Source organism: Halomonas alkalicola, from assembly GCF_030704205.1.
Lineage (GTDB): Bacteria > Pseudomonadota > Gammaproteobacteria > Pseudomonadales > Halomonadaceae > Halomonas > Halomonas alkalicola.
This window is the reverse complement of record NZ_CP131913.1, coordinates 3,198,090-3,223,261: the sequence shown is the minus strand read 5'-3', so window position 1 is coordinate 3,223,261 and position 25,172 is coordinate 3,198,090. Positions and strand designations below refer to the sequence as shown.

Annotated in this window: 22 protein-coding genes and 1 pseudogene; 10 read left to right on the top strand and 13 right to left on the bottom strand. The window is 64.4% G+C overall.

All coding sequences use genetic code 11. From position 1 onward, the window contains the following. Positions 1 to 144: 144 nt before the first annotated feature. The 12 genes and pseudogenes from B6N23_RS15145 to rpe all read right to left on the bottom strand — a co-directional run bounded on the left by B6N23_RS15145 (position 145) and on the right by rpe (position 15,449). Complete coding sequence (locus tag B6N23_RS15145; RefSeq protein WP_305500395.1) at positions 145 to 855, bottom strand: M48 family metallopeptidase; 711 nt, start codon at positions 853 to 855, stop codon at positions 145 to 147. Continuing rightward, positions 852 to 3,968, bottom strand: a complete 3,117-nt coding sequence (locus tag B6N23_RS15140) for a type I restriction endonuclease subunit R (protein WP_305500393.1) — start codon at positions 3,966 to 3,968, stop codon at positions 852 to 854. The genes B6N23_RS15145 and B6N23_RS15140 overlap by 4 nt, the downstream gene beginning before the upstream one ends. A 21-nt stretch (positions 3,969 to 3,989) precedes the next feature. Beyond that, complete coding sequence (locus B6N23_RS15135; protein ID WP_305500392.1) at positions 3,990 to 5,039, bottom strand: PDDEXK nuclease domain-containing protein; 1,050 nt, start codon at positions 5,037 to 5,039, stop codon at positions 3,990 to 3,992. Next, on the bottom strand, positions 5,036 to 6,346 hold the full coding sequence (locus tag B6N23_RS15130) for a restriction endonuclease subunit S (protein WP_305500391.1): 1,311 nt from the start codon (positions 6,344 to 6,346) through the stop codon (positions 5,036 to 5,038). Before B6N23_RS15130 ends, B6N23_RS15135 begins: the two co-directional genes overlap by 4 nt. Further along, positions 6,343 to 9,123 carry a type I restriction-modification system subunit M gene (locus B6N23_RS15125; RefSeq protein ID WP_305500388.1) on the bottom strand — a complete coding sequence of 927 codons (2,781 nt, stop codon included), beginning with the start codon at positions 9,121 to 9,123 and terminating at the stop codon, positions 6,343 to 6,345. The genes B6N23_RS15130 and B6N23_RS15125 overlap by 4 nt, the downstream gene beginning before the upstream one ends. Before the next feature lie 178 nt (positions 9,124 to 9,301). Further along, on the bottom strand, positions 9,302 to 10,111 hold the full coding sequence (trpC, locus tag B6N23_RS15120) for an indole-3-glycerol phosphate synthase TrpC (RefSeq protein ID WP_305500386.1): 810 nt from the start codon (positions 10,109 to 10,111) through the stop codon (positions 9,302 to 9,304). Positions 10,112 to 10,172: 61 nt separating this feature from the next. Then, positions 10,173 to 11,198, bottom strand: coding sequence for an anthranilate phosphoribosyltransferase (trpD, locus tag B6N23_RS15115; RefSeq protein WP_305503837.1), 1,026 nt, complete (start codon positions 11,196 to 11,198; stop codon positions 10,173 to 10,175). Between the two features lie 16 nt (positions 11,199 to 11,214). Beyond that, complete coding sequence (locus tag B6N23_RS15110; RefSeq protein ID WP_305500384.1) at positions 11,215 to 11,823, bottom strand: anthranilate synthase component II; 609 nt, start codon at positions 11,821 to 11,823, stop codon at positions 11,215 to 11,217. A 17-nt stretch (positions 11,824 to 11,840) separates the two neighbouring features. After that, on the bottom strand, positions 11,841 to 13,337 hold the full coding sequence (gene trpE, locus B6N23_RS15105; protein WP_305503835.1) for an anthranilate synthase component I: 1,497 nt from the start codon (positions 13,335 to 13,337) through the stop codon (positions 11,841 to 11,843). A 284-nt stretch (positions 13,338 to 13,621) separates the two neighbouring features. Continuing rightward, positions 13,622 to 14,431 carry a phosphoglycolate phosphatase gene (gene gph / locus B6N23_RS15100; RefSeq protein ID WP_305503833.1) on the bottom strand — a complete coding sequence of 270 codons (810 nt, stop codon included), beginning with the start codon at positions 14,429 to 14,431 and terminating at the stop codon, positions 13,622 to 13,624. 72 nt (positions 14,432 to 14,503) lie between these two features. Further along, a pseudogene (locus B6N23_RS15095) lies at positions 14,504 to 14,743 on the bottom strand (GIY-YIG nuclease family protein); the annotation flags it as partial. A 4-nt stretch (positions 14,744 to 14,747) separates the two neighbouring features. Then, positions 14,748 to 15,449 (bottom strand): ribulose-phosphate 3-epimerase, encoded by a 702-nt coding sequence (rpe, locus tag B6N23_RS15090; RefSeq protein WP_302139112.1) that lies wholly within the window; start codon positions 15,447 to 15,449, stop codon positions 14,748 to 14,750. Between the two features lie 183 nt (positions 15,450 to 15,632). Between rpe and cysP the strand changes: the two genes are divergently transcribed. The 9 genes from cysP (at position 15,633) to msrQ (ending at position 23,874) form a co-directional block, all read left to right on the top strand. After that, positions 15,633 to 16,643 carry a thiosulfate ABC transporter substrate-binding protein CysP gene (gene cysP, locus B6N23_RS15085; protein ID WP_305500382.1) on the top strand — a complete coding sequence of 337 codons (1,011 nt, stop codon included), beginning with the start codon at positions 15,633 to 15,635 and terminating at the stop codon, positions 16,641 to 16,643. Positions 16,644 to 16,675: 32 nt separating this feature from the next. Further along, complete coding sequence (gene cysT / locus B6N23_RS15080; protein ID WP_305500380.1) at positions 16,676 to 17,539, top strand: sulfate ABC transporter permease subunit CysT; 864 nt, start codon at positions 16,676 to 16,678, stop codon at positions 17,537 to 17,539. Beyond that, entirely contained in the window at positions 17,539 to 18,366 is an 828-nt protein-coding gene (gene cysW, locus B6N23_RS15075) for a sulfate ABC transporter permease subunit CysW (protein WP_086511627.1), read from the top strand. The genes cysT and cysW overlap by 1 nt, the downstream gene beginning before the upstream one ends. Then, positions 18,363 to 19,451 (top strand): sulfate/molybdate ABC transporter ATP-binding protein, encoded by a 1,089-nt coding sequence (locus tag B6N23_RS15070; RefSeq protein WP_305500375.1) that lies wholly within the window; start codon positions 18,363 to 18,365, stop codon positions 19,449 to 19,451. The genes cysW and B6N23_RS15070 overlap by 4 nt, the downstream gene beginning before the upstream one ends. 174 nt (positions 19,452 to 19,625) lie before the next feature. Further along, positions 19,626 to 19,889 (top strand): hypothetical protein, encoded by a 264-nt coding sequence (locus B6N23_RS15065; RefSeq protein WP_305500373.1) that lies wholly within the window; start codon positions 19,626 to 19,628, stop codon positions 19,887 to 19,889. A 55-nt stretch (positions 19,890 to 19,944) separates the two neighbouring features. Continuing rightward, positions 19,945 to 20,646 carry a response regulator transcription factor gene (locus B6N23_RS15060; RefSeq protein ID WP_305500371.1) on the top strand — a complete coding sequence of 234 codons (702 nt, stop codon included), beginning with the start codon at positions 19,945 to 19,947 and terminating at the stop codon, positions 20,644 to 20,646. Positions 20,647 to 20,649: 3 nt separating this feature from the next. After that, a complete protein-coding gene (locus tag B6N23_RS15055) occupies positions 20,650 to 22,140 on the top strand; it encodes a sensor histidine kinase (RefSeq protein ID WP_305500369.1) in 1,491 nt (496 codons plus the stop codon). Positions 22,141 to 22,237: 97 nt separating this feature from the next. Continuing rightward, the gene (msrP, locus tag B6N23_RS15050) at positions 22,238 to 23,254 is read left to right on the top strand and encodes a protein-methionine-sulfoxide reductase catalytic subunit MsrP (protein WP_305500367.1); all 1,017 of its coding nucleotides are present in this window, start codon (positions 22,238 to 22,240) and stop codon (positions 23,252 to 23,254) included. Continuing rightward, the gene (gene msrQ, locus B6N23_RS15045) at positions 23,254 to 23,874 is read left to right on the top strand and encodes a protein-methionine-sulfoxide reductase heme-binding subunit MsrQ (RefSeq protein WP_305500365.1); all 621 of its coding nucleotides are present in this window, start codon (positions 23,254 to 23,256) and stop codon (positions 23,872 to 23,874) included. The genes msrP and msrQ overlap by 1 nt, the downstream gene beginning before the upstream one ends. A gap of 22 nt (positions 23,875 to 23,896) precedes the next feature. On the opposite strand, the gene B6N23_RS15040 is transcribed toward msrQ, so the two are convergent. Beyond that, positions 23,897 to 24,325 (bottom strand): GNAT family N-acetyltransferase, encoded by a 429-nt coding sequence (locus B6N23_RS15040; protein ID WP_305500363.1) that lies wholly within the window; start codon positions 24,323 to 24,325, stop codon positions 23,897 to 23,899. 177 nt (positions 24,326 to 24,502) lie between these two features. Between B6N23_RS15040 and B6N23_RS15035 the strand changes: the two genes are divergently transcribed. After that, positions 24,503 to 25,108 (top strand): YajG family lipoprotein, encoded by a 606-nt coding sequence (locus B6N23_RS15035; protein ID WP_302139119.1) that lies wholly within the window; start codon positions 24,503 to 24,505, stop codon positions 25,106 to 25,108. Positions 25,109 to 25,172: the final 64 nt, after the last annotated feature.

Here is a 25,172-nt window from a genome sequence, read left to right as displayed (position 1 = left end):
TCGGGGCGGCCAGAATGTTGACATATGAAAGAAGGCCGGCGGTAGTCCCGCCGGCCTTTTGGTGTCTGGTGCTCGAGCCATGCCAGGTGACATGCCTTTTCTACCGATAGCTTTATACCAGAGGAGCTTAAATAGGACGGATGTCTACCAGTTCTCGGCGGACAACGGCAAACTGTTTAGCTCATCACGCGCCTCCCGCCAACCGGGAAAACACTCATCCAGTAGCGCAATGAAGCGCTCATTATGATTAGCCTCGACCAAGTGCAGCATTTCATGCACAACGATATATTCGAGCAGGTCCTTCGGCTTTTTAACCAGTTCCGTGTTCAGTCGAATATTACCCTTCGATGGATTGCAGCTTCCCCACTTCGTCTTCATACGTTGCAGATGATAAGCCGACACACGCACGCCCAAGCGAGGTTCCCATCTTTCGATCAGCGGGGGAACGGCGTCATGCAGCAACCGCTTGTGCCACTCGTGCATCACCTCGGCGCGCTTTTCCCGATCGCTTCCCGGTCGCACACTGAGGGTGATGCGCTTGTGATCGATGCGGACACCGGGACGGGACTCCCTCTCTTCAACATTCAGCAGGTAGCGTCGCCCCCAGAGATAGTGACTCTCCCGCTCGACGAAACGGCGTGGCGCCTCTCGCGCTTGGGCATGGAGCTTCGCTTGTTGGTCGCGTATCCAGCCGAGCTTGGCAATCGCATAGGCACGCGCCACTTCCAGGCGGGTCGCACGCGGTGCTACCAAGGTGACCCGCCCGTCCGGCGGATGCACGGAAAGATGCACGTTGCGGACATTCTTGCGCATCACCTCGATGGGGATATCCCCTAATGTGATCGTCTCGGTCACGGGTAACCCGCCTGCTGCTTGACCAATTCGAAAACCGCCTTGGTGGCCTGTCGATTCCTGTCCAGGATTGGATGTAAGGCGTTGAGCACCTGCCGCTCGCGCGCATCGTCGCCCCGCCAGCCAGCCGGCGCCTGCTCGCGCATCGCCCGGTCAATGGCCAGCGAGAGTCGCAGGCGCTGCTCATCAGCGTCGGGGGCAGGCTCCTGCACCTCGCCTACCGAGCGCGACGCGGCCAGAATATCCGGGAGATTGTGATAGATCACCTGTGCCTCGGGGCGATTGTCCAATTCCGGGGGCAGCGCTTCACCACGCTGGCCCTGTGCCATCTGCTTGACCAGTGTTTCGGCGCGCGCCAGGAACTGCTGATAGGAAGCCGTATCACTTCGCCAATCCGCGATCAGATCGTCCAGCAGCTTGGATAGCTGTTCGTAGAAACGTGGATCGGTGAGCTGGTCACGGATGATGGTCTTGCGCACGTTATTGATGATGCCTTCGGCGACTCCGTTCTTCGACGGTTTTCCCTTCTGATTGAGCTTCCTGGCGATGGCATCATGGATGCCGGTCTCGACGATTAGATCCACAAGGGAGTAATTATCCACCGAGCCCAGTTTGCTCGCCGGGTCCGCCTGGATATAGGTGTTGATGAGGTGGCGCATGTCCGCCTCGAAGGGCTTGATATCCAGCTCCTCGCCGGAATGGCACTTGATGGCGGCACGCACCTCGCTGAAGAAGGCGACCTCGTCCTGCAGGGTGGCGATCTCGTTCGTCGTGTAGCCGATGGCATCCAGCTCTTGGACGATGGCGGAATAGGCCCGCACGAAGCTGGCCACCGCCTTGTAGAAGGAGATCCGCAGCACTTCGGTGTCGTTCAGCGCCTCCGGCGTACCGGCATCACCGCAAAAGTAGTGCAGGTAGTGCTCGATATCACGAGGCGGCGGCACCGGCTCGCAGAGGTACTTGAGCGCCTCGCGAGCCGTATCGAGCTTCCTGCGGCCCTCCTTGCGCCAGTCCTTCAACTCGATGTTGTTCTCGGATGATCCGCCGTCGTCCAGGTCCAGCTCGTCGGAGCTGTAGACCGCGATCACTTGCTGCACATCGCCGAAGAGCTGCTTGAAGTCGACGATATGACCGTAATCCTTGTCGTCGCCGTCCAGGCGATTAGTCCGGCAGATTGCCTGGAACAGGTTGTGATCGCGCAGCTTATTGTCCAAGTAGATGTAGCTGCACGAAGGGGCATCGAAGCCGGTCAGCAGCTTGCTCACCACGATCAAGAGCTTGGTGTTGGCTGGCTCCTCGATGAAGCGGCGCTTCACCTCGGCCTCGTACTGGCTAGTACTCTGTCCATCCTTCAACACATGCTGCGTATAGGTGTCGAACTTGTAGCGTTCATCGCTGCTGGAGGGCTCCCGGGAGATGGCGTTGTGGTTGGGCTCGAACGAGGTGATGATCCCGCAGTAACGACCGAATGGGGTGTTCTGAAACAGCCGGAAGTAGTGGCATGCATCATAGATCGAGGCGGCCACCAGAATGGCAGTGCCACGATCGTTGTTCAGACGTGGCTTGAGGCCGAAGTCCTCGATGATGTCCGCAACGATGCGCTGCTTGCGCTCGCCGGCGCTCATCAGCTCCTCCAGCGTGGCCCAGCGCTTTCGCAGCACTGCCTTCTGGTAGTTGTTGAGGTTCCGTGTCTTCTGCTCGAACCACTTGTCGATGGCCTGGCGGGAGGTCAGACGCTGCGGCACGTCGCGTGCCTCGTACTTAAGGTCCAGCACCACGCCGTCGGCCACCGCTTCGGGAAACTTGTAGGTGTGGATATAAGTGCCAAAGACCTCGCGGGTGGTCTGCTTGTCCTTGCGCAACAGTGGGGTACCGGTGAAGCCGATAAAGATCGCATCGGCGAGCCAGCGCTTCATCTGACGGTTCATGGCACCACCCTGGGTGCGGTGGCACTCGTCGACGAAGACATAGAAACGCCCGTGCACCGGTGGCGGATCGCCCTTGAGGTCGCCCGGGGCGAACTTGTGCACCAGGGCACAGAGCAGTCGCGGCGTAGTCGCCCCCAGCTTCTCCATGAACTGTGCCCGTGAGGTGATACGCGGCGAGGGGGCTTCCTCGCCCACCACTCCGGCATTGCGCATCACGCCGACGATCTGTGTGTCCAGCTCGTCGCGGTCGGTCACCACCAGGATGCGTGCCGCCGGATCGTGCTCCATGATCCACTTGGCCAGCAGCACCATCAGGATGCTCTTGCCGCTGCCCTGGGTGTGCCAGATCACCCCGCCTTCGCGCTGGGCAATGCGCTGCTGGGCCGCCTTGACGCCGAAGTACTGATGGGGCCGGGGCACCTTCTTCTGCCCTGCATCGAAGATCACGAAGTTGCGGATCAGGTCCAGCAGGCGTTGCTTACCGCACATCTGCACCAGCGGTCTGTCCAGCAATACCCCGGGCGACGCCGCGCGGCTGCCCTCCTCATCCTTCCACTGCACGAAGAACTGCTCCGGCGTGCCGGTAGTGCCGTAGCGCAGCCCCTGGGCATCGCTGCCGGCAAGCAACAGCTGCACGGTGGTAAAAAAGCCCTCGTTGAAGATCGGCTCCTGGTTGGTGATGAGCTGGCGCACCCCGTCGGCCACCTCCACGGAGCTACGCTTGAGCTCGATCACCGCCACGGCGATGCCGTTGAGGTAGATCACCAGATCGGGGCGGCGCTCATGCCCACCCTTGAGGGTCACTTCCTCGGCCAGGGCGAAGTCGTTATTCTCCGGGTGCTCCCAATCGACCAGATGCACATCCTCGTGCGGCTTCCCCGGCGAGAGGAGCACCTTCACGGGGTAGCGCAGCAGGTTGTAGGTGCGCAGATTCGCCTGGTAGAGCGTCACTCCGGTGACATCGGCTGCCGCCTGCAGCTTATGCAGGGCGGCGGCAATATGCGCCTCGGAGTAGCCGCGTTCGCTCAGGTTGTCGCGCAGCAGCTCGGGCTCGATGGCGCGATTGCCCTCCCGGCGGCTCCAGTTGCCGAGCCAGCGGTAGTCCAGGCCGTTCTCCCCTTCAGGCCTGGTCAGCAGGTGGATCACGCGGTTCTGGGTCAGGCGCTCCGGGCGTGTGGCATTCAACATCTGGCGGGCTCCTTGCGTGGCTCAGTCGGTCGGCTCGTCCTGGCCTCCCTGCAGCCGCGCCCTGGCGGCGGCGATGGATTGATGCAGCTTGGCCTGCAGGGCCTCTCTGGAAGGCAACACTGTCAGGTATTCGGCAACATGGATGCCGCTCTTGTCCAGTTCCAACAGTTCAATCTGCTCGCGCTGCTTGCCGGCACACAGGATGATACCCAACGGCGGACTCTCACCCACCTCCTGCTCGTGGCGCGCCAGCCAGCGCAGGTAGAGCTCCATCTGGCCCTTGTACTCGGCCTTGAAGCGCCCGAGCTTGAGGTCGATGGCCACCAACCGCCTGAGCTTGCGGTTGTAGAACAGGAGGTCGATGTAGAAATCCTCGTCATCGATATGGATGCGCTTCTGGCGCGCCACGAAGGTGAAACCCGCGCCCAGTTCCAGCAGGAACTGCTCGATCTCGCGCAGGATGGCGTCTTCCAGGTCGCGCTCGAGGTATCGGTCGTTGAGGCCGAGGAAGTCGAGCAGGTAGGGGTCCTTGAGCAGCAGCTGCGGCGAAGGTTGCCCGGTGTCATCCAGGCGTTGTAGCTCATGGCGGATGGTCTCTTCGGGCTTGCGGGAGATCGCGGTGCGTTCGAAGAGCAGGGTCTCCTTACGCTCCCGCAACCTGCGCACGCTCCAGCCTTCCTCCTGACACAACCGAACATAGAACTCCCGAGCCAGGGGCTCCTTCAGGTAGATCACCTCCAGGAAATGGCTCCAGGACAATTGTCTCGACAGCGTCGAGACAATGTTCTCCTCAGGGAACACCTCGGCGAAGCGAATCATGTGGCGCAGGTTCTTGGTCGAAAAGCCCCTGCCGTACTCATGGGTCAACTGTCTCCCCAGCGCGGAGACAATCTCTTCGCCATAACCGGCCCGCTTGCCCGCCAGGACCTCCCGGTGGATACGGCGCCCGATCTGCCAGTAGAGCAGGGTCAGCTCGGCGTTGACCGCCACCGCCGCACGCTGGCGGGCACCATCGATGAGCTGGCGAAGATCGGCGACCAGCGCCGGATCGGTGACGGCCCTGTCGCTCATATCAGCCGCGTCCTTCCTGTCAGCAGTTCCTGCATCAATGCCTGTTTAAGGGCAACGGTCTTGGCGCGGCGCTGTTCCAAGGCTTCGATCTCGGCGTCCATATCGGACAGGACACCAGAGATGGCCACTTGCTCCTCGAATGGTGGGATTGTAAGCTCAAGCTCGCTTACATCTTTGTTGCTTATTGCCGGATAGTTAGACCCGGCAATCAACGCTTCAATTTGCTTATTTATCGGGTGCGCAAAAAAATGCTGAAACACGTACCCGGGGTGTAATAACTCTTGCTTGCAACGAATAACACAGAAGCCTGTCGAACAAACCCACTCGCCACCAGCCCTATTGAAATGCAAATGTGCTTTAAGGTTAGGCCGCACCGTTGCCACAAGAATATCACCATACCGCAACTTTCGCTTTGCACGCGATGGCGCAGAAGAGAAAGTGATCTCAGAGTGACTCTCTAGGTTTCCAATGTTCACGTCTTCAAGTGCGATGTAATTAAACGCGTAGGCGGGATGAGTTGAGCTGCCCAAGTTCTCTGGATCCATCTCAGCTACTTCGCCTAGCCGCTTCACCCGCCATTTCCCCTCAAACCCCGGCAGTCGGGCCTCGCCGGTAAGGAGCTGCTGCATGGCGGCCTGTTTGATATCGCGCTTCTTGGCGATCAGTCGGTCAAGCGACTCCAGCAGGGAGTCCACATCGCTAAGGGCGGTGGCGATAGTACGCTGCTCAGGTGCTGGAGGCAATAAAACCGGTAGCTGCCCGAGGGATGTTTTGTTTATCGATGCAAGGTTAGTCGTCTGCCTTCCGGCAATCAAAAAGTACTTTTTTGCCCCCTCACCAGCAGACCAGAATGCAAGATACTCAGGGTCCACCACTTTTTTTGGCCTAACCACAAATACATGATTTTGATGAACACAAGGCTGATATTGGCCACGCCAGACTGCACCTCGGCCTAGCTTATCTCGATCACCACCCTCATTCATGAGGACATCACCAAGCTGCACAGAGAATCGTTCCAGATCTGAGCGCGAAATGGTCAACTGGCTCATCTTTGAGAGGTCAAGGTATCCATCTTGAACATTCGCAACTCGAAGGTAGTGAACGCGAATAGGGTCTTGGACCTGGGCTGCGGAGTTTTTCGCGATGCCAGAACGAATCTGAGCGATCTCACATAGCTGCTTTAACTCCCAACCTTTCGGAATCACCCCATCCTCGGTCTGCTTGTAACCTTCCGGCACCGCCGGCCTATCCACCTGCGGAGCATACCCCGCCGAGGCATCGCGCACTTCCATCGCCTCGTCCGTCATTCCCACGCCACCCCCATCGTCATCAGGTGGTCTTCCACCCGGGCCGAGAGCGCTTCGACTTGGCGGCTCAGCTGGGGAAGCGGGGTGGCGTAGCGGTCGGCCAGCTCGCGCACGCGGGAGGTAAGCGTCTGGGAGACGCGCTCCAACTCCTCCTGGACGGTGACCTGCAGGGCGGCGAGCCACTTGTCGTCCACCACCAGGGTCTTTATCTCTTCCTCGTCGAGTTGTGGGTACTTCTCGTAGGCGAGCAGGTCAAGGGCAGCATCCGCCTCCTTGACCTCTGCCTTGAGGACCGCCTGCCGATCGCTAAGCTCCAGGTAGCGGGAAATGGCATGCAGATCAGTCAACGCGTCTGGCAGCGGCTCCTGCTGCAGGCGCTCACGGTAGTGCACCTCGGCCTCGGCAAGCAGGCCTGCGGTCTCCCTGTCGGTGGCCTTCAACCGCTTCTCCAGGCCGAGATAGCGCTGCAACGCCTTGTGCTCCTCCACATCGGTGGTGGCGTCGAGCCGGCCCTTGATCGCCTTCTGGGTCAGCTTTCCCGTGGGGCTCTTCAGCAAGGATAGGTAGCCGCCTTCGGCGAGGGCATGCAGCTCGGCGGCATGCTCCTCGGCCTGACTCGTCAGGGCACGGTAGCGGCCGCAGGCCTCAGGTTCTTCTTCATGCCAGACTTCCACCAGTGCCTGGGCAAAGGCGTCCTGGGCATCGCTCTTCGACGAGACATCCCTGAGCGGGCCCTCTTCGCCGCCATGCTCCTCGGTGAGCTCCGCCAGGCCGGTGCCAACGCTGTCCAGCTCTCCGCGCAGGGTATCCAGCTCGGCCTGCTCAGCGGTAAAGTAGCGGGCCACGATATAGGGCTTGGGAATCAGGTCGCAGGTCCAGCCCTTGTCCTTCATATCGCCCTTCTTCTTTCCAGACTTGACCTCTTCCAGCACGCGGCGCGTCTCCGCCACCCAGCCGTCGGCGGCGATCTCGTAGGCGTCGTCTTGAAGGATCTCGTACCAGTAGTCCATCAGGTGCTGGTAGATGTCGTAGGGGTCGAGCAGGGGAGCGGCGCGGAAGGTGTTCAGCAGGTCCTCGCCCACCCGGGTGATCAGGGCCTTGGGCTGGTCATCGATACCAAAGTCCTTGAGCACCGGCCGGTTCCGCGTGCGCCAGTCGTCGAACAGGGCAAAAGTCCGCTCACGGAAGGTGGCGAACTCGGTGTGCTCGAGGATGGCGGTTCTCAGCGATTGGGGGGCTACGGCGAGATCGACGTAGCCGGCGTGCGGGGTAGGTCGAAATAGCGATGCCCGCAGGCCAGGGAAGACGCCCCAGTAGGCGGCCAGGCCGGGCACCGGCGGGTTGGCGGCGCGGTCACCGTCGATATCGCGTACGGGAATCCCACCGTTCATGTGGGCGTGGAGATCGTGGCGGTCTTCCGGTTCGCTGGCATCGATGTAGCGCGGCAGGTTGAGGTTGAAGTCATTCCTGGGCGAGGCGATCTCGTCAAGGGGCACCATGCGGGCGAAGCGGGGCACATCGACCTGCTTGCTGAAGGTATCGACGATGCGGTGGATGTCCTGCTCGCGCAACCGGTTCTTGTTGCCATCCTTGATGAAGCCCCGGGCGGCATCGATCATGAAGATCCCCTTCCGCGCCTGGGCGTTCTCCTTGTCCAGCACCAGAATGCAGGCGGGAATGCCGGTGCCGTAGAAGAGGTTGGCCGGCAGGCCGATGATGCCCTTCAGATACCCCGACCGCACCAGCCGCCGGCGAATGCCCGCCTCGGCGTTGCTCCGAAACAGCACACCGTGAGGCAGGATCACCGCGCCCTTGCCGGTGCTCTTCATCGAGCGAAGGATATGCAGTAGGTAGGCGTAGTCACCCTGCTTGGCGGGCGGCGTGCCCCAGCCGAAACGCTCCCAGGGGTCGTTTTCCGGCGTGAGGCCCGCGCTCCAGCCCTTGTCCGAGAAAGGCGGATTGGCGACCACGTAGTCGTAGGTGCGCAGCTGCTCACGCCCCCCGCCCTGCTCCTTGAACTTGGGGTTGGCCAGGGTGTTGCCCTGCACCACGTTGGCGGTGGGGAAGTCATGCAGGATCATGTTCATGCGCGCCAGACCGGCGGTGGTGACGTCCTTCTCCTGCCCTTCCAGGGTGATGTGTGTGCCTGCCTCGGCGGCGACCTTGAGCAGCAGCGAGCCCGAGCCACAGGTGGGGTCATAGGCCGTGGTGGCCGCCACCGCCGACTCCGGCGAGATGCCGATGACCTGCGCCATGATCCGGCTGACCTCGGAGGGCGTGTAGAACTGTCCCTTGCTCTTGCCACTCTCCTGAGCGAAGTGACGCATCAGGTATTCGTAGGCGTCGCCGAGGATATCGTCGTGCTCGGCGCGGTTCTTGGCGAAGTCGAGCTCCGGTTTCTGGAAGATGCTGATCAGGTTAGTGAGGCGATCCACCATCGCCTTGCCTTCGCCGAGCTTGTTGGGGTCGTTGAAGTCCGGGAAGTCGCTTCGCGCCAGGCGCTGGTTGGCATCGATCAGGGGCTGGATGATCTGGGTGTTGATCCTGTCGCCGATGTCGCTCTTGCCCTTGAGCTTGACCATATCAGCGAAGCTGGCACCCTCGGGGATGATTACCGGCGGCGAGAAGTCGTCGGAATCGGCGTACTTGTCCGAGATGTACTTGATGAACAGCATGAACAGTACATAGTCCTTGTACTGCGACGCGTCCATGCCGCCGCGCAGCTCGTCACAGCTGGCCCAGAGCGAGGAGTAGAGTTCGGATTTCTTAATCGCCATGATGAGTCGCTTTGTTTCCCGTCAGCAAAGTCCCCGTACAGAATATTAGGTACTGCAAAGGACCCTGCCGAATAGTTATAGGGAGGCCTGCGGCCTCCCTTCGTCGAATCGTTGCCCGCCGGCAGAACCAGCCTCCCACTCTTAGCCGCTCTTGGAGCGCGGCGCCAGCCGGTCGGCCTCAGAAGAACAGCCGGCGCAGCGCCTCGCCGGGGTCGGCCTCGCGCATAAAGGCCTCGCCCCCCAGGAAGGCGTTGACGTCGTGCTCGCGCATGCGCAGCACGTCGCCGCGGGTGTGGATGCCCGACTCGGTCACCACGGTCACCTCCTTCGGGATGCGCGGCAGCAGCTCCAGGGTGGTGTCAAGGGTAGTGTCGAAGGTGTGCAGGTCGCGGTTGTTGATGCCCACCAGGGAGAGGTCCAGCCTGAGCGCGCGCTCGAGTTCACGGACGTCGTGCACCTCCACCAGCACGTCCATGCCGAGCTCGATGGCCTGGCGGTTGAGGTCCGCCATCTGCGCATCGTCCAGGGCGGCGACGATCAGGAGGATGCAGTCGGCGCCGATGGCCCGGGCCTCGCTCACCTGGTAGCCGTGGGTGATGAAGTCCTTGCGGATCACCGGAAGCTCACAGGCGTCACGGGCCTCGATCAGGTAGTCCTCGTGGCCCTGGAAGAAGTCGGCATCGGTGAGCACCGAGAGGCAGGCGGCGCCGCCCTTGGCGTAGCTCGCGGCGATCTCGGCGGGGTGAAAGTCCTCGCGGATCACCCCCCTGGAGGGGGAGGCCTTCTTGACCTCGGCGATCACGGCCGGGTCGCCGGCGGCGATCATGCGCTGCATGGCCGCCACGAAGCCGCGCGGTGCGCTCTGCTCGGCGGCCAGGCGCAGCAGCTCGGCCTCGGGGACGGCGCGGGAGCGCTCGGCCACCTCCTCGTCCTTGCGCGCCAGAATGCGGGTCAGGATGGTGGGGGTCGCCCCAGGGGATGCGCTCATGATGTGACTCCTTGTAGGCGGTGCGCTGAGACAGGGGGTGCGCCGAGAGAACGGGGCGCGCTCACTGCAGGAAGACCCGGGTGAAGTTGGCCAGCTCCCTGAGCTTCTCCAGGGGCAGCCTGGAGGCCTGGGCGTCCTGGGCCAGGGCCACGCCCTCCTTGAGGCTGTCGGCGATACCCGACGCATAGAGCGCCGCACCGGCGTTGAGGGCGACGATATCCGCCGCCGGGCCTTCACCCACCAGCGCCTGCTCCACCAGCCGCAGGCTGTCCTCGGCGGACTGCACCCGCAGCGGGTCCAGGGATTGACGCGGGATGCCGAGCTCCTCAGGGGTGATCACGTACTCGGTGATCTTGCCCTCCTTCAGCTCGGCCACCAGGGTCGGCTGGGCCAGGGAGATCTCGTCGAGGCCATCTTGCGCATGCACCACCAGCACGTGGCGGCTGCCCAGGCGGCGTAGCACCTCGGCCATCAGCGGCACCAGCTCCGGGGAGTAGACACCCAGCACCTGGTTGGGGGCGCCGGCGGGGTTGGTCAGGGGGCCGAGGATATTGAACAGGGTGCGCACGCCCATCTCCCGACGCGGCCCCACCGCATGGCGCATGGCCGGGTGGTGGTTGGGGGCGAACATGAAGCCCACGCCCACCTCGGCGATGCAGCGCGCCACCTGCTCGGCGTCGATGTCCAGGTGGATGCCGGCCACAGCGAAGAGGTCGGCGCTCCCCGACGAGGAGGAGACGCCGCGGTTGCCGTGCTTGGCCACGTGGCCGCCGGCGGCGGCCACCACGAAGCTGGCCGCGGTGGAGACGTTGAAGAGGTTGGCGCCGTCGCCGCCGGTGCCGACGATGTCCACCACGTTCTCGAGCGCGGCCGGCAGCCGCACCGGCTTCATCAGCTCGCGCATCACCTGGGCGGCGGCGCTGATCTCCTCGGCGGTCTCGCCCTTCATGGCCATGCCCATCAGGAAGGCGGCGATCTGAGCGTCGCCGGCCTCCCCGGTCATGATCTGGCGCATCACCTCGTGGGTCTCGGCGAAGCTGAGGTTCTCGCGGCGCAGCAGGGCGCCCAGGGCATCTCGCATCTGCATCATGGCTCTCCTCGACTCAGGCACGGCCCAGCGGCGCTTGAGGACGACGCTGTAGAAAGTTGGCCAGGAGCTCATGGCCCTGGCGGGTGAGGATCGACTCCGGGTGGAACTGCACCCCCTCCACGTCGAGCTCCCGGTGGCGCAGGCCCATGATCAGCCCCGGGGTGACGTCATCGTCAGCGGTCCAGGCGGTGATCTCCAGGCAGTCGGGCAGCGAGGCGCGCTCCACCACCAGCGAGTGATAGCGGGTCACCTCCAAGGGGTCATCGAGGCCTGCGAAGACCCCCAGGCCCGAGTGGCGAATGGCCGAGGTCTTGCCGTGCATCACCTGGGGGGCGCGTACCACCTCGCCGCCGTAGACCTGACCGATGGCCTGGTGGCCCAGGCAGATGCCAAGTATCGGCAGCCGGCCGGCGAAGTGGCGAATGGCCGCCATGGAGATGCCCGCCTCGTTGGGGGTGCAGGGCCCCGGCGAGATCACCAGATGGCTCGGCGCCATGGCCTCGATCTGCTCGAGGGTGATGGCGTCGTTGCGGTGGGTGATCACCTCGGCCCCCAGCTCGGCCAGGTACTGCACCACGTTGTAGGTGAAGCTGTCGAAGTTGTCGATCATGCAGACTTTCATGGGATCTCTCCGGCGCCTTATTCGAGGTTGTCCAGGCCGCGCTCGGCCATGGCCACGGCGCGGAACAGGGCGCGCCCCTTGTTGAGGGTCTCTTGCCACTCCATCTCGGGCACGGAGTCGGCGACGATGCCGGCACCCGCCTGGACGTGCAGCTGGCCATCCTTGATCACCGCGGTGCGGATGGCGATGGCGGTGTCCATGTTGCCGTGCCAGGAGAGGTAGCCCACGGCGCCGGAGTAGATGCCGCGCTTGACCGGTTCGAGCTCGTCGATGATCTCAAGCGCGCGGATCTTGGGCGCCCCGGAGACGGTGCCCGCCGGGAAGGTGGCGCGCAGGGCGTCCATGGCGGTAAGCCCCGGCGAGAGCCGGCCGGTGACGTTGGAGACGATATGCATGACGTGGGAGTAGCGCTCCACCACCATCTCCTCGGTGACCTTCACCGAACCGGTCTCGCTGATGCGCCCCACGTCGTTGCGGCCCAGATCGATCAGCATCAGGTGCTCGGCGCGCTCCTTGGGGTCGGCCAGAAGCTCCGCCTCCAGCGCCTGGTCCTCCTCCTCGCTGCGGCCGCGCTTGCGGGTCCCGGCGATGGGGCGCACCGTCACCTCGCCCTCCTCCAGGCGGGTCAGAATTTCCGGCGAGGAGCCGGCCACCTGATGATCGCCGAGGTCGAGGAAGAACATGTAGGGCGAGGGGTTCAAGCTGCGCAGGGCGCGATAGAGGTCCAGAGGGGCGGCGCGATAGGGAATCGACATGCGCTGGGAGGGCACGCACTGCATCACGTCGCCGGCCAGCACGTACTCCTTGATGGTCTCCACCGCGGCCTTGAAACCCGCCTCGGTGAAGCCGGAGGTGAAGTCCCCCTCCTCCACCGCGGCGCCACCGGTACCGGGACTGATGGTATTGAGGGTGGCGCTACGCAGGCGGATCTCCAGCTCTTCCAGGCGCTGCACCGCCCGGGGGTAGGCCTTTGGCTCGGCGGGGTCGGCATGGGTCCAGAGCGCCAGGCGCCCGGAGAGGTTGTCGAAGACCACCAACTCGTCGCACACCATCAGCAGGATATCGGGCACGCCCAGCGGGTCGGGCTTGGCGGCGGCGGCCTCACTGCGAAGCCGCGGCTCGATATAGCGGATGGTGTCGTAGCCGAAGTAGCCCACCAGGCCACCGTCGAAGCGCGGCTGGTCGTCCAGGCGCGGCACCCTGAAGCGGGCCTGGAACTGTTCGATCCACGCCAGCGGGTCCTCCACCTCGGCCACACACTGCTGCTCGCCGTCGACGATATGGCTCACCGTGAAGCCGCGCACCTCGATGCGCTCGCGGCTGGGCAGGCCGATGATGGAGTAGCGCCCCCACTTCTCGCCGCCCTGTACGGACTCCAGCAGGAAGGACCAGGGGGCATTGGCCAGCTTGAGGTAGGTGGAGAGCGGGGTGTCGAGATCGGCCAGCACCTCGCGGGTGACCGGAATACGGTTGTAGCCGGCGTCGGCCAGCTCGCGGAAGCGTTCGGGAGTCATCATGCCCGGGAATCCTCGGTGTAACGGGTTGGCGATGGGGCGCAGGGCGGCGCGACCTGAAGGTAGCCAGCGCCGCGGCTCAACATGGAAGGAGCGTCACCATCGCCAGCCGCCGCGGAGCGGCGAGCGGAGCGGCGAGCGGCGCAGGCGGGGCTCGGCGGCCGGGGCGCCACCGAAGGCAGGGCAGGTGTCCGACAGGGTGCGGCTGTTCATCGAGAGGCTTCCGCTTCTTATAGCAATAACATATTGATTAGGCCGCGCTTATAGCATTAGCCGAATTCACGTTAAACGAGTTCCACCAGCGATTCAACCACGCCATCCGGGCCGCTCTCGCGCACCGGCTCGCCGTGGTTGTAGCCGTAGGGCACCGCCAGGGTACGAAAGCCCGCGGCCTGACCGGCGGCGATATCGTGACGGGAGTCCCCCACCATCAGGCAGGCCCGAGGGGCCAGGCCGAAGTGGCTGGCCACGTGCAGCAGCGGCGCCGGATGAGGCTTCTTCTCTGGCAGGCTGTCGCCACCCAGGCAGAGGGCGAAGTGCTCGGCAAGCGCCAGCCCCTCCAGCAGCGGGGCAATAAAGGCATAGGGCTTGTTGGTCACCAGCGCCAGCGGCAGGCCGCGCTCACGCAGGGCATCCAGGCACTCGCGCACGCCGGGGTAGAGCCGGGTATGGGCGCCGGGGTCGCGGCCGTAGTGCGCCAGAAATGCCGCGTGCGCGCGCTCCAACAGGGTAGTGTCGACAGCTTGCGAGGCGCCATCGGGCGAGGCGCCGGGGACAGCCCGAAGAGGGGGTCCTATGCCAGGGACGGCATCGGTAGCGCCCAGGGAGGGGTTCACAGCGCCCCCTCGCAGGGCTGTCGCCGGATCAGCCTCGCCGGCACCGGCGTCAGCATCAGCGGCGAACCTTAGCGCGCGCTCCATCAATACCAGCGAGCCGTTGCCGACCCAGTCGCGCACCCTCGCCTCGCCGGCGGCGGGGAGGCCGAGGTCTGCCAGGGCCGCGTCCACGGCCAGCGCCAGATCGGGCACCGAGTCGATCAGGGTGCCGTCCAGGTCGAAGGCCACCAGCTCGATACCGTCGAGAATGGGGTGCATGCTTGCTCCTATGCGTTGCTGATCGTCCTGCACTGGCTGGCGTGCCGCCAGCCAGGCGCGCTTGCGGGTCGCCGAGAGCCGCTTGATCTCGGCCTCGAGGCGCAGCGCCTCGCCGTGGCTGCCCACCGGCTCGCGGTGACGCAGGGTCAGGGGGCCGCGGCCGCGCAGCGCCTTGGCGCCTCGGCCGGCGGCATGCTCCGCCAGGCGCCGGTCGACGTCGGTGGTGATGCCGGTATAGAGCGCCCCGCCCGCCGTCTCCAGCAGGTAGAGGTGCCAGACCGGCGCCTCGGCGGCGGGGGGCTGCTCGCTCACGGCCTCAGCGCGCGCCGGCCAGCTGCTCTCGGAAGTCACGCAGCACGGAGTCGTAGCGGTGCGGGTCGGCCTCGTTTCTGGCCTTGAACACCGCCGAGCCCGCCACGAAGGTGTCGGCGCCGGCCCGGGCGATCTCGGCGATGTTCTCCACCTTCACCCCACCGTCGATCTCGAGGCGAATATCGCGGCCGGAGGCGTCGATGCGGCTCCGCGCCTCGCGCAGCTTGTCCAGGGTGCCGGGGATGAAGGCCTGGCCGCCGAAGCCGGGGTTGACGCTCATCAGCAACACCATGTCCACCTTATCCATCACGTAGTCGAGATAGGAGAGCGGCGTGGCCGGATTGAACACCAGGCCCGCCTGGCAGCCGCCGTCGCGGATCAGCTGCAGCGAGCGGTCGATGTGGTCCGAGGCCTCGGGGTGGAAGGTGATGATGCTGGCGCCGGCGTCGATGAAGTCGCCGATCAGCCGATCCACCGGGCGCACCATCAGATGCACGTCGATGGGCGCGGTGACACCGTGCTTGCGGAGCGCCTCGCAGACCATGGGCCCGATGGTCAGGTTGGGCACATAGTGGTTGTCCATCACGTCGAAGTGGACGATATCCGCGCCGGAGGCCAGCACGTCATCCACCTCCTCACCCAGGCGGGCGAAATTGGCGGAGAGGATCGAGGGGGCGATCAGGAAGTCGCGGGGCACATCGGTCATGACGGTGTCCAGGGGTCGCTTGCGAGAGGGCATATTCTACCAGAGGCTCAGGCGGCCCGGCAGCGCAGGGGCGATACGCTCCCCGCAGGGATATATTCTTTAATCGAATAAAAAAAACCATTGTAATTACTATTGTCGAGATTTACTCTTCCGGCAATCTCACCAAGTTCCGGAGTGCCTTCCATGACCCTGCGCCCCCTCTTTCAGCGCTCGCTGCTTGCCATCGCCCTCGGCGTAGGCCTCGCCGGCCCGGCCGCGGCGGCAGAGCGCGAGCTGCTCAACTCCTCCTACGACATCGCCCGCGAGCTCTTCTCGGCCATCAACCCCGACTTCGTGGCCCACTGGCAGGAGACCCAGGGCGAGACGGTGGCGGTCAGCCAGTCCCACGGCGGCTCCTCCGCCCAGGCCCGCGCCATCCTGCAGGGGCTGCGCGCCGACGTGGTGACCTACAACCAGGTCACCGACGTCCAGGCCCTGGCCGACGGCGGCCTGGTGGACGAGGCGTGGCAGGAGGCCCTGCCCAACAACGCCTCGCCCTACTACTCCACCACCGCCTTCCTGGTGCGCAAGGACAACCCCAAGGGCATCGAGAGCTGGGATGACCTGGTACGCGACGATGTCCGCATGGTCTTCCCCAATCCCAAGACCTCCGGCAACGGCCGCTACACCTACCTGGCCGCCTGGGGCTTCGCCGACCAGCACTTCGACGGCGACGAGGAGCAGATCCACGACTTCATGCGCACCTTCCTGCGCAACGTGGCGGTGTTCGACACCGGCGGCCGCGGCGCCACCACCAGCTTCATCGAGCGCGGCCTGGGCGACGTGCTGATCAGCTTCGAGTCCGAGGTCAACAACATCCGCGGCGAATACGGCGAGGACGACTATGAAGTGATCGTGCCGCCGGTCAGCATCCTGGCGGAGTTCCCGGTGGCGGTGGTCGCTCCCAACGCCGAGCGCAACGGCAACAGCGACCTGGCCCAGGCCTACGTGGAGTACCTCTACGGCGAGGAGGCCCAGCGCACCCTGGCCGGCTTCAACTACCGCGTGCACCACGAAGCGGTGGTCGAGGAGTTCGCCGACCAGTTCCCGGAGACCGAGCTTCTGCGCGTCGAGGAGATCTTCGGCAGCTGGGATCAAGCCATGGAAGAGCACTTTGCCGGCGGCGCCCTGCTCGATCAGCTGCAGCGCCGCTGAGCCACCCGCGCCTTCGGAGACGAGCCACGTCCATGAGCACCCGCGCCCTTCCCTTCGCCATCGGCCGCGCCCCCAAGCGGGTGCTGCCGGGGTTCGGCCTGTCGCTGGGCGTGAGCCTGCTGTTCGTGTCGCTGGTGCTGCTGCTGCCGATGACCGGCCTGTTCGGCCAGCTGGCCGGACTGAGCCTCGCCGAGTACTGGGCGATCATCAGCGATGGCCGGGTGGTGGCCAGCTACACGGTCACCATCGGCGCCGCCTTCGTGGCGGCGCTGGTCAACGCCGCCTTCGGCCTGCTGCTGGCCTGGGTGCTGGTGCGCTACGAGTTTCCCGGCAAGCGCCTGCTCGACGCCCTGATGGACCTCCCCTTCGCCCTGCCCACGGCGGTGGCCGGCATCACCCTGGCCACCCTCTACTCGAGCAACGGCTGGATGGGCCGACTGCTCGAGCCGCTGGGGCTGCAGGTGGCCTACACCTGGGTGGGCATCGCGCTCGCCATGGCCTTCACCAGCATCCCCTTCGTGGTGCGTACCGTGCAGCCGGTGCTGGAGGACCTGCCCCATGAAGTGGACGAGGCGGCGCTGACGCTGGGCGCCAGTGACGCCACGGCGTTTCGGCGGGTGATCCTGCCCCACCTGTGGCCGGCGCTGGTCACCGGCACGGGGCTCGCCTTCGTGCGCTCGCTGGGCGAGTTCGGCGCCATCATCTTCATCGCCGGCAACATGCCCTACGAGACCGAGATCACCGCGCTGATGATCTTCGTGCGCCTTCAGGAGTACGACTACGCCGGCGCCTCGGCCATCGCCTCGGTGGTGCTCTTCGTGTCGCTGGCGCTGCTGCTGGCCATCAACATCTGGCAGGGCCGCTTCATCAAGCGCCTGCACGGAGGACACGGCTGATGCAACGAATCGGAGATGGCATCGCCGTTCGGCGTCTGCTGATCGGCGCCGCCGTGGTACTGGCGGCCCTGTTCCTGCTGCTGCCGCTGGTGGCGATCTTCGCCCAGGCCTTCGCCCGGGGCATCGACGTGTTCTGGGCCAACGTCACCAACCACTACACCCTGGCGGCGATTCAGCTGACCCTGTTCATCGCCGTGCTGACGATTCCGGTGTGCCTGGTGTTCGGCGTGGCGCTGGCCTGGCTGGTGACCCGCTTCCGCTTCCCGGGGCGGCGCATCCTGCAGACCCTGATCGACATTCCCTTCGCCGTATCCCCGGTGGTGGCGGGCCTGGTCTACCTGCTGCTCTACGGCCGCACCGGCTGGCTGGGCAACTGGCTCGACGGCCACGACATTCAGTTGATGTTCGCCTGGCCCGGCATCCTGCTGGTGACCATCTTCGTCACCTGCCCCTTCGTTGCCCGCGAGCTGATCCCGCTGATGCAGGCTCAGGGCTCTCGCGAGGAAGAGGCCGCCGTGACCCTGGGTGCCCCGGGCTGGACGATCTTCCGCCGGGTCACCCTGCCCAACATCCGCTGGGCGCTGCTCTATGGCGTGATCCTGACCAACGCCCGGGCAGTGGGCGAGTTCGGCGCCGTCTCCGTGGTTTCCGGTGCCATCCGCGGTCAGACCAACACCCTGCCGCTGCACCTGGAGCAGCTCTATCAGGACTACAATACCGTGGGCGCCTTCGCCAGCGCATCGCTGCTGGCACTGATCGCCCTGCTCACGCTGGTCGCCAAGGCCGGCCTGGAATGGCGCGCTGCGCGCCGGGAGGTTCACCCATGAGCATCCGCCTTCACGAGATCGGCAAGCACTTCGGCAGGACCCAGGCGCTGGAGCCGATCGATCTGGACATCGCCGAAGGCGAGCTGGTCGGCCTGCTCGGCCCCTCCGGCTCCGGCAAGACCACGCTGCTGCGCATCATTGCCGGACTGGAAACGGCAGACAACGTGGCCGGCGCCCGCATCCTGTTCGGCGAGCGCGACGTGACCCATCTGCACGTGCGCGACCGGCGCATCGGCTTCGTGTTCCAGCACTACGCGCTGTTCCGACACATGACGGTGTTCGACAACGTGGCCTTCGGCCTCACGGTGATGCCGCGCAAGAGTCGTCCCTCGAGCGGCGAGATTCGCAGCCGGGTGCATCGCCTGCTGGAGATGGTCAAGCTCGAGCATATGGCCCACCGCTACCCCGCCCAGCTCTCCGGCGGTCAGCAGCAGCGGGGCTCGCTGGCACGCGCCCTGGCCCTGCGCCCCGACGAGCTGCTGCTCGACGAACCCTTCGGCGCGCTGGATGCCAAGGTTCGCCAGGAGCTGCGCCGCTGGCTGCGCCATCTGCACGACGAGCTCAACTTCACCAGCCTGTTCGTCACCCACGATCAGGAGGAGGCGCTGGAGCTCTCCGACCGCGTGGTGGTGATGAGCAACGGCCGCATCGAGCAGATCGACACCCCCGACGAACTCTATCGTCATCCGGCCAACCGCTTCGTGTTCGAGTTCCTGGGCGACGTCAATCACCTCGAAGGCACGGTGCGCAACGGCGTGCTGACCTGTGGCGATGCACGCCTGGCCGTGGATCTCAAGGACGGCCCCGAAGAGCTGCTGCTGCGCCCGCACGAGCTGGAGCTCGCGCCCAGCGCCACACAGCACGCCCACCTGCCGGTGTGCGTGACCGCCATTTCACCGGTGGGCGCCGAAGTGCGCGTGGAGCTGGAGGCGGACTGGCTGGGCGAGCCCTGGCTGGCCACGGTGAGCCACGCCGATTACGAAAGGCTCCACCTCACACGCGGTACGCGCCTGTACGCCGTTCCGCGGCGCTGGCATCGCTTCAGCGATGAGGCAAGTCAGCTACGCCAGCCCACCGCGGCCTGACCTAGGGCTTCGCCCGAAACGTCGTCGAGCGGATACGAAGCCCGGCCGTGATACATTTGTGAACTTTGCGCGATACACTCTTAATCACCCCGTGATTCTCCCGTGATGCCGTGCATCCACGATAGGTTCGAGCCTGCCAGCCCGGCAGGCTTCATCTTCGGAGGAGAAATCACTATGAGCAAGTTCACTGCAGTTGCTGCAATCTGTATCTTCAGCCTGATGACAACGGCCAGCCAGGCGGATGAAATGATGTCCGAAGAGGGCATGATGGAAGACGACATGCATGAATCCATGGACGAGAGCGACATGAAAAGGGAAGGCATGTCCGACTCCATGGAAATGGAAAGCGACATGGAAATGAACGGTGACATGGAAGACGACATGGATATGGGAGACGATATGGACATGGATGAAGAGATGGAAAGCGAGAGCATGTAAACCTCAGGCTCCCGGGTTTCATCGCGGCCATTCACGTGCCTAGAGCAAGGAGCCCATGACGCGAAACGTACTGATTGTCGAAGACAACCCGGGTATCGGTGAACTCGTAAGCATGCACGTGACCGAACTTGGTATGAACCCCGTTCTTTGTGAACGGGGTGATACCGGTCTTACGCGCTTTCGTGAGGGGGATATCGACCTGGTAATCCTCGACCTGATGTTGCCCGGCATGGACGGGCTGTCGGTGTGTCGTGAAATCCGCTCGGGCCCTGGCTACGTCCCCGTATTGATGCTGACGGCCAAAGGCAGTGAACTGGACCGAGTGCTGGGCCTGGAAATGGGGGCAGATGATTACCTTACCAAACCCTTCAGTGTGGCCGAACTCTCCGCGAGGGTGAAGGCCTTGTTCCGGCGCGTGGATGCCATGGCATCTGCGGCGGCAGCAGCAACCTGCAATGAAGAATTGTCCGCCGATGGGCTGCGTATTGACCCACTGCGCCGTCGGGTATTCGTAAAGGATCAGCCAGTCGAACTTACTGCGCGGGAGTTTGACCTGCTCTGGCACTTTGCCAGCCATCCGGGGCGGGTATTCAGCCGTGTCCAACTACTGGATACCGTGTGGGGCTACAGCCACGAAGGTTACGAACATACCGTCAACACCCACATCAATCGCCTGCGGGGCAAGATCGAAACGAACCCAGCCAGACCGGAGTTTATCCAGACGGTTTGGGGGGTGGGCTATCGTTTCCGTGAATGATCCATGCTGAAGACACTCTACACACGGCTGTCCTTGGGCCTGTTTTTATTGTTACTGGCTGTCGGCCTACTGTATACCTTCATCAGCCTCTATTCGTTGCGTGAATATAGCGCCTCGGTCAACCAGGCGCTTTACCAGGATCTGGCCAAGAACCTGGTATCAGACAGGAATCTGGTCAGCGAAGGAGAACTTGACCGTAGCGCCCTGGAAGAGCTGTTCGCTCTGTACATGACGATCAACCCCAGCATCGAGATCTACCTGCTGGACCTGGATGGCACCATCCTCTCCTATTCCGCGGACCCGACGAAGATCAAACGCAACCAGGTCTCACTGTCGCCCATACATAGATTGATGAGTGACATGAACCTCTACCCGCTACTCGGCGACGACCCCCGCAGTCATGACCGGCAGAAAGTCTTTTCCGTCACCCCGGTGCCAGGGGCGGAGAATCCCGAAGGTTATCTTTATGTGGTATTGCGGGGTGAGGAATACGACGCGGCGGAAACCATGGCCCGAGGCGGCAAAGTGCTGGAGATGAGCGCCTGGGCGCTGCTGGTGAGCCTGGTGGTGGCAATGATCGCAGGACTGACGATCTTCCGCCTGCTGACCCGCCGGCTGAGATCGCTGACGCGGCTAGTGGAGGAATTCGAGAACAGCGACATGAGCCTCAGCCCACAGCACGGCAGGCGGCCCGTGGTGCGTGATGAGATCGACTATCTGGGCGTCACCTTCGATGAAATGGCCCACCGCATTGCCTGCCAGATCGAACAGCTGACGGAAAAGGATGCCCAGCGCCGTCGTCTGGTCGCCCAGGTATCCCATGATCTACGCACGCCGCTGGCGTCCATGCAGGGCTATATCGAGAGTCTGAAATTGCGACGTGACCGTCTCAGCCCGCAAGAGCAGGATCGCTTTCTCGACATCGCGCTCAAGGAAGGCCGGCGGTTGAGCCGCTTGGTGGATGAGCTCTTCGAACTTGCCGCCCTCGAGGCGAGGGAGAAACAGCCCGTGCCGGAGCCCTTCCCGCTGGCGGAACTGGTCCACGACGTGGTGCAGAAACACGAACAGGCAGCTCGTGACAATCAGTTGACGCTAACCCTGAGCGGAGATCCGGCGTTGCCGACCGCCTACGCCGACCTGGCCATGACCGAGCGCGTACTGGATAACCTGATCAGCAACGCCATTGCCTACAGCCCTGCTGGAGGTCGCATTGACGTCGTGGTCGGCCAGGCGGGTGGCGAACCGGAGGTCTGCGTGCGGGACAGCGGCACGGGTATTTCAGAACAGGATCTACCGCATATCTTTGATCCTTTCTATCGCGGCGAAGCCACTGACGGCTCTGGCCATGCCGGGCTAGGGCTGGCGATCGCCCGCAGAATCATGACGCTTCAGGGCGGCGATATCCGCGCTGAGAACCTTGCCTCCGGGGGAGCCTCTTTCTGCATACGATTACCGGCGTACGCTTCCCACTCATCTGACGTTATAAACACGTAATAACCCGGGGAGCTGGCTGTGATAAATCTCATGCAAACTGAGCGAAGTCGCTACCAAGCATGTCATTGACAGGCTTACCCCCGGTGTGAGGTGCCAGATGCTGATAAAGATTGCCAAGCCAAGTGATCTGCACGAATCCGATGTCACTCCAGAGTCCATCTATCTTTCACGTCGACGCTTCATGGGGGGTATCGCCGGGTTGGGCGCGGGGCTTGCCCTACCCGGTAACGTAAGTGCCAATGCCGACTACTCGGATGTACCTGAAGGCAACGCGCCTGCGTGGCTTGAGGAAAAGATCAGCGATACCCAGTGGCGAGCCATCACCCCAAGCGATCCCGAACAAGATGCGCTGACGCCCTTTGATGACGCCAGTGGCTATAACAATTTTTTCGAGTTTGGCACAGATAAGCGCGACCCCGCCCGTCATGCCGATAGCCTGGAAACCCAGCCCTGGAGCGTAGTGGTGGATGGCGAAGTCAATAACGGAGGGCGTATTGCCCTGGAAGACTTAGCCAGGCCCTCGCAGTTTGAAGAGCGTATCTACCGCCTGCGCTGCGTAGAGGCATGGTCGATGGTGATCCCCTGGCTGGGCATCCCCCTCGCCGAGGTGATCAAGCGTGCCGACCCCACCAGCAAAGCCAACTACGTGCGCTTTGAAACCCTGGTAGACCCGGAGCAGATGCGCGGTCAGCGCTCCTCGTTCTCGATCATCGACTGGCCCTACGTGGAAGGACTGCGCCTGGACGAAGCCATGCACCCGCTGACGCTGCTGGCCATGGGCATGTACGGTCGCGAGCTGCCCAACCAGAACGGCGCCCCCCTGCGGCTGGTGGTGCCCTGGAAGTACGGCTTCAAGAGCATCAAGTCGATCGTGCGCATCTCGCTGGTCGAGGAGCAGCCGATGAACACCTGGCAGCAGATCGCCCCCGACGAGTACGGCTTCTACGCCAACGTGAACCCCGACGTGGACCACCCCCGCTGGAGCCAGGCCACCGAGCGTCGGCTGCCCAACACCCTCTTCCGGCCCAACATCATCGAGACTCAGCTGTTCAACGGCTATGCCGACGAGGTGGCGAGCCTCTATGCCGGGCTGGACCTGAGGACCCATTACTGATGACGGCCAGGCATGGCTGGTGGCTGTGGCGCGGCGGGGTCTTCCTGGCGGCGCTGGCGCCCCTCGCGCTATGGGCGTGGCAGGTGGCCACCCACGCCGCCGGCCCCGAACCGGGGCGCTTCCTGCTGCTCAATACCGGCCTCGGCGCGCTCTGGATGCTGCTGCTCACCCTGAGCCTCACGCCGCTGACCCGCCTGACCCGCTGGAAGGGCTTCACCCTGATCCGCAGGCAGCTCGGGCTCTGGACCCTCGCCTACGCCTGCCTGCACGTGCTCAGCTATGCGCTGTTCATTCTCGGGCTCGACTGGGCGCTGCTCGGCAGCGAGCTGGTCAAGCGGCCCTACATCATCGTCGGCATGCTGGCGCTGCTGGGCCTCATGGCGCTGGGCGCCACCTCCAGCCACTGGGCCATGCGCCGCCTGGGGAAGCGCTGGAAGCCGCTGCACCGGCTCGCCTACCCCATCCTCGGCCTGGTCCTGCTGCACTTCTTCTTGGTCGTGCGTGCCGACCTGAAGGAGTGGGTGATGTATGCCGTCGCCGCGGCGCTGATCATGGCGACTCGCCTGCCCCCGGTCGCCCGCGCCCTGCCCAGGGTGCGCCGGGCGGTCAGCCGCGCCTGAAAGCGATCGGCCAGGCTATCTCTCAGCGCTGCCAGGCCATCAGGGTCTCGGGCTCGCCGGTGAGCGGCTCGATGCGCTCCTCGACCACCTGGAAGCCCAGGCGGCGATAGAAGGAGACCGCGCGCACGTTGCGCGAGAAGACGCACAGCGACAGCCGGGCGTGGTGGGCCATGGCATGCGCCATCAGCAGCGAACCGTGGCCGTAGCTCTGCACCTCGGGGTCGATGAAGAGGGCCTCGAGGCGCTCGCCGTTGAGCGCGGCGAAGCCGATCACCCGCCCCTCCACCTCGAGCACCAGCAGCTCCTCGGCGCCGGGCAGGTGGTCACTGGCCATGGGCTCGCGGCACGACTCCCAGAACGCCGCCGGGATGAAGTCGTGGGCGCGCAGGGAGGCCCTGAGCCAGATATCGGCCAGCCGCGGAATCTCGTGCGGGACGGCAGGACGAATCATTGCGCTTCTCCAGTGGGCGATACCGACGGGCAACGTGTCCGGGGCGCCTGCCTGAAGCGCCCTGACTGAAGTGTACCGTTGAGGCAGGCCCCCTGCCCGAGGAATTCCGGGCCCCGGGGCGAGGCGATATACTGGCGGGCACAACCCTTATCCCCCGTCGCCCCAGGGAGTTACCCCATGCTGCAGCGTCGCCGTCTTCGTACCCGTCTGTTTCGCCTGTCTGCCGGCCTGCTGGCGGCTGGCCTGCTCAGCGCCTGCGCCAGCCCCCACTACCTGCAGCTCAACCCCCAGCGCAGCGCCGAGGTGCCGGTCACCGGCAGCGGTCAGGCAGTGACGGTGATCGCCGTGGACGGCCGCGACAGCGAAGTGATCGGCACCCGCACCGGCAGCGCCATGTCCACCGCCACCATCACCGCCAACGCCCACGAGCTGGTGCCGCGCCTGCAGCGCGAGGCCGAGCGCGCGGTTCGCGACATGGGCTTCAGCCCCACCACCGAGAGCGCCCCGAACCGCCCCAGCCTGACCCTGACCCTGGACCACCTGGGCTACGAGCGCGGCCAGAGCCGGCCGGTGATCGACGAGGCACGCCTGGAGGCGGTGTTCATCGCCGAGGCGCGCAACGGCGGCAACACCTACACCGGCACCTACACCTCGCGCCGCACCCAGAGCTATGCCGTGCGCCCGGATCGCGACACCAACACCCGCATGGTCAACGACCTGCTCTCCGACGGCCTGAACCGGGCCTTCCGGGACCCGGAGCTGGGGCAGCTGCTGGCGCGATAAGCGATCGGATACGCCAACTCAGCGAGGGCGCCCACCGGGCGCCCTCGCTGCGTTCGGGTGTCCG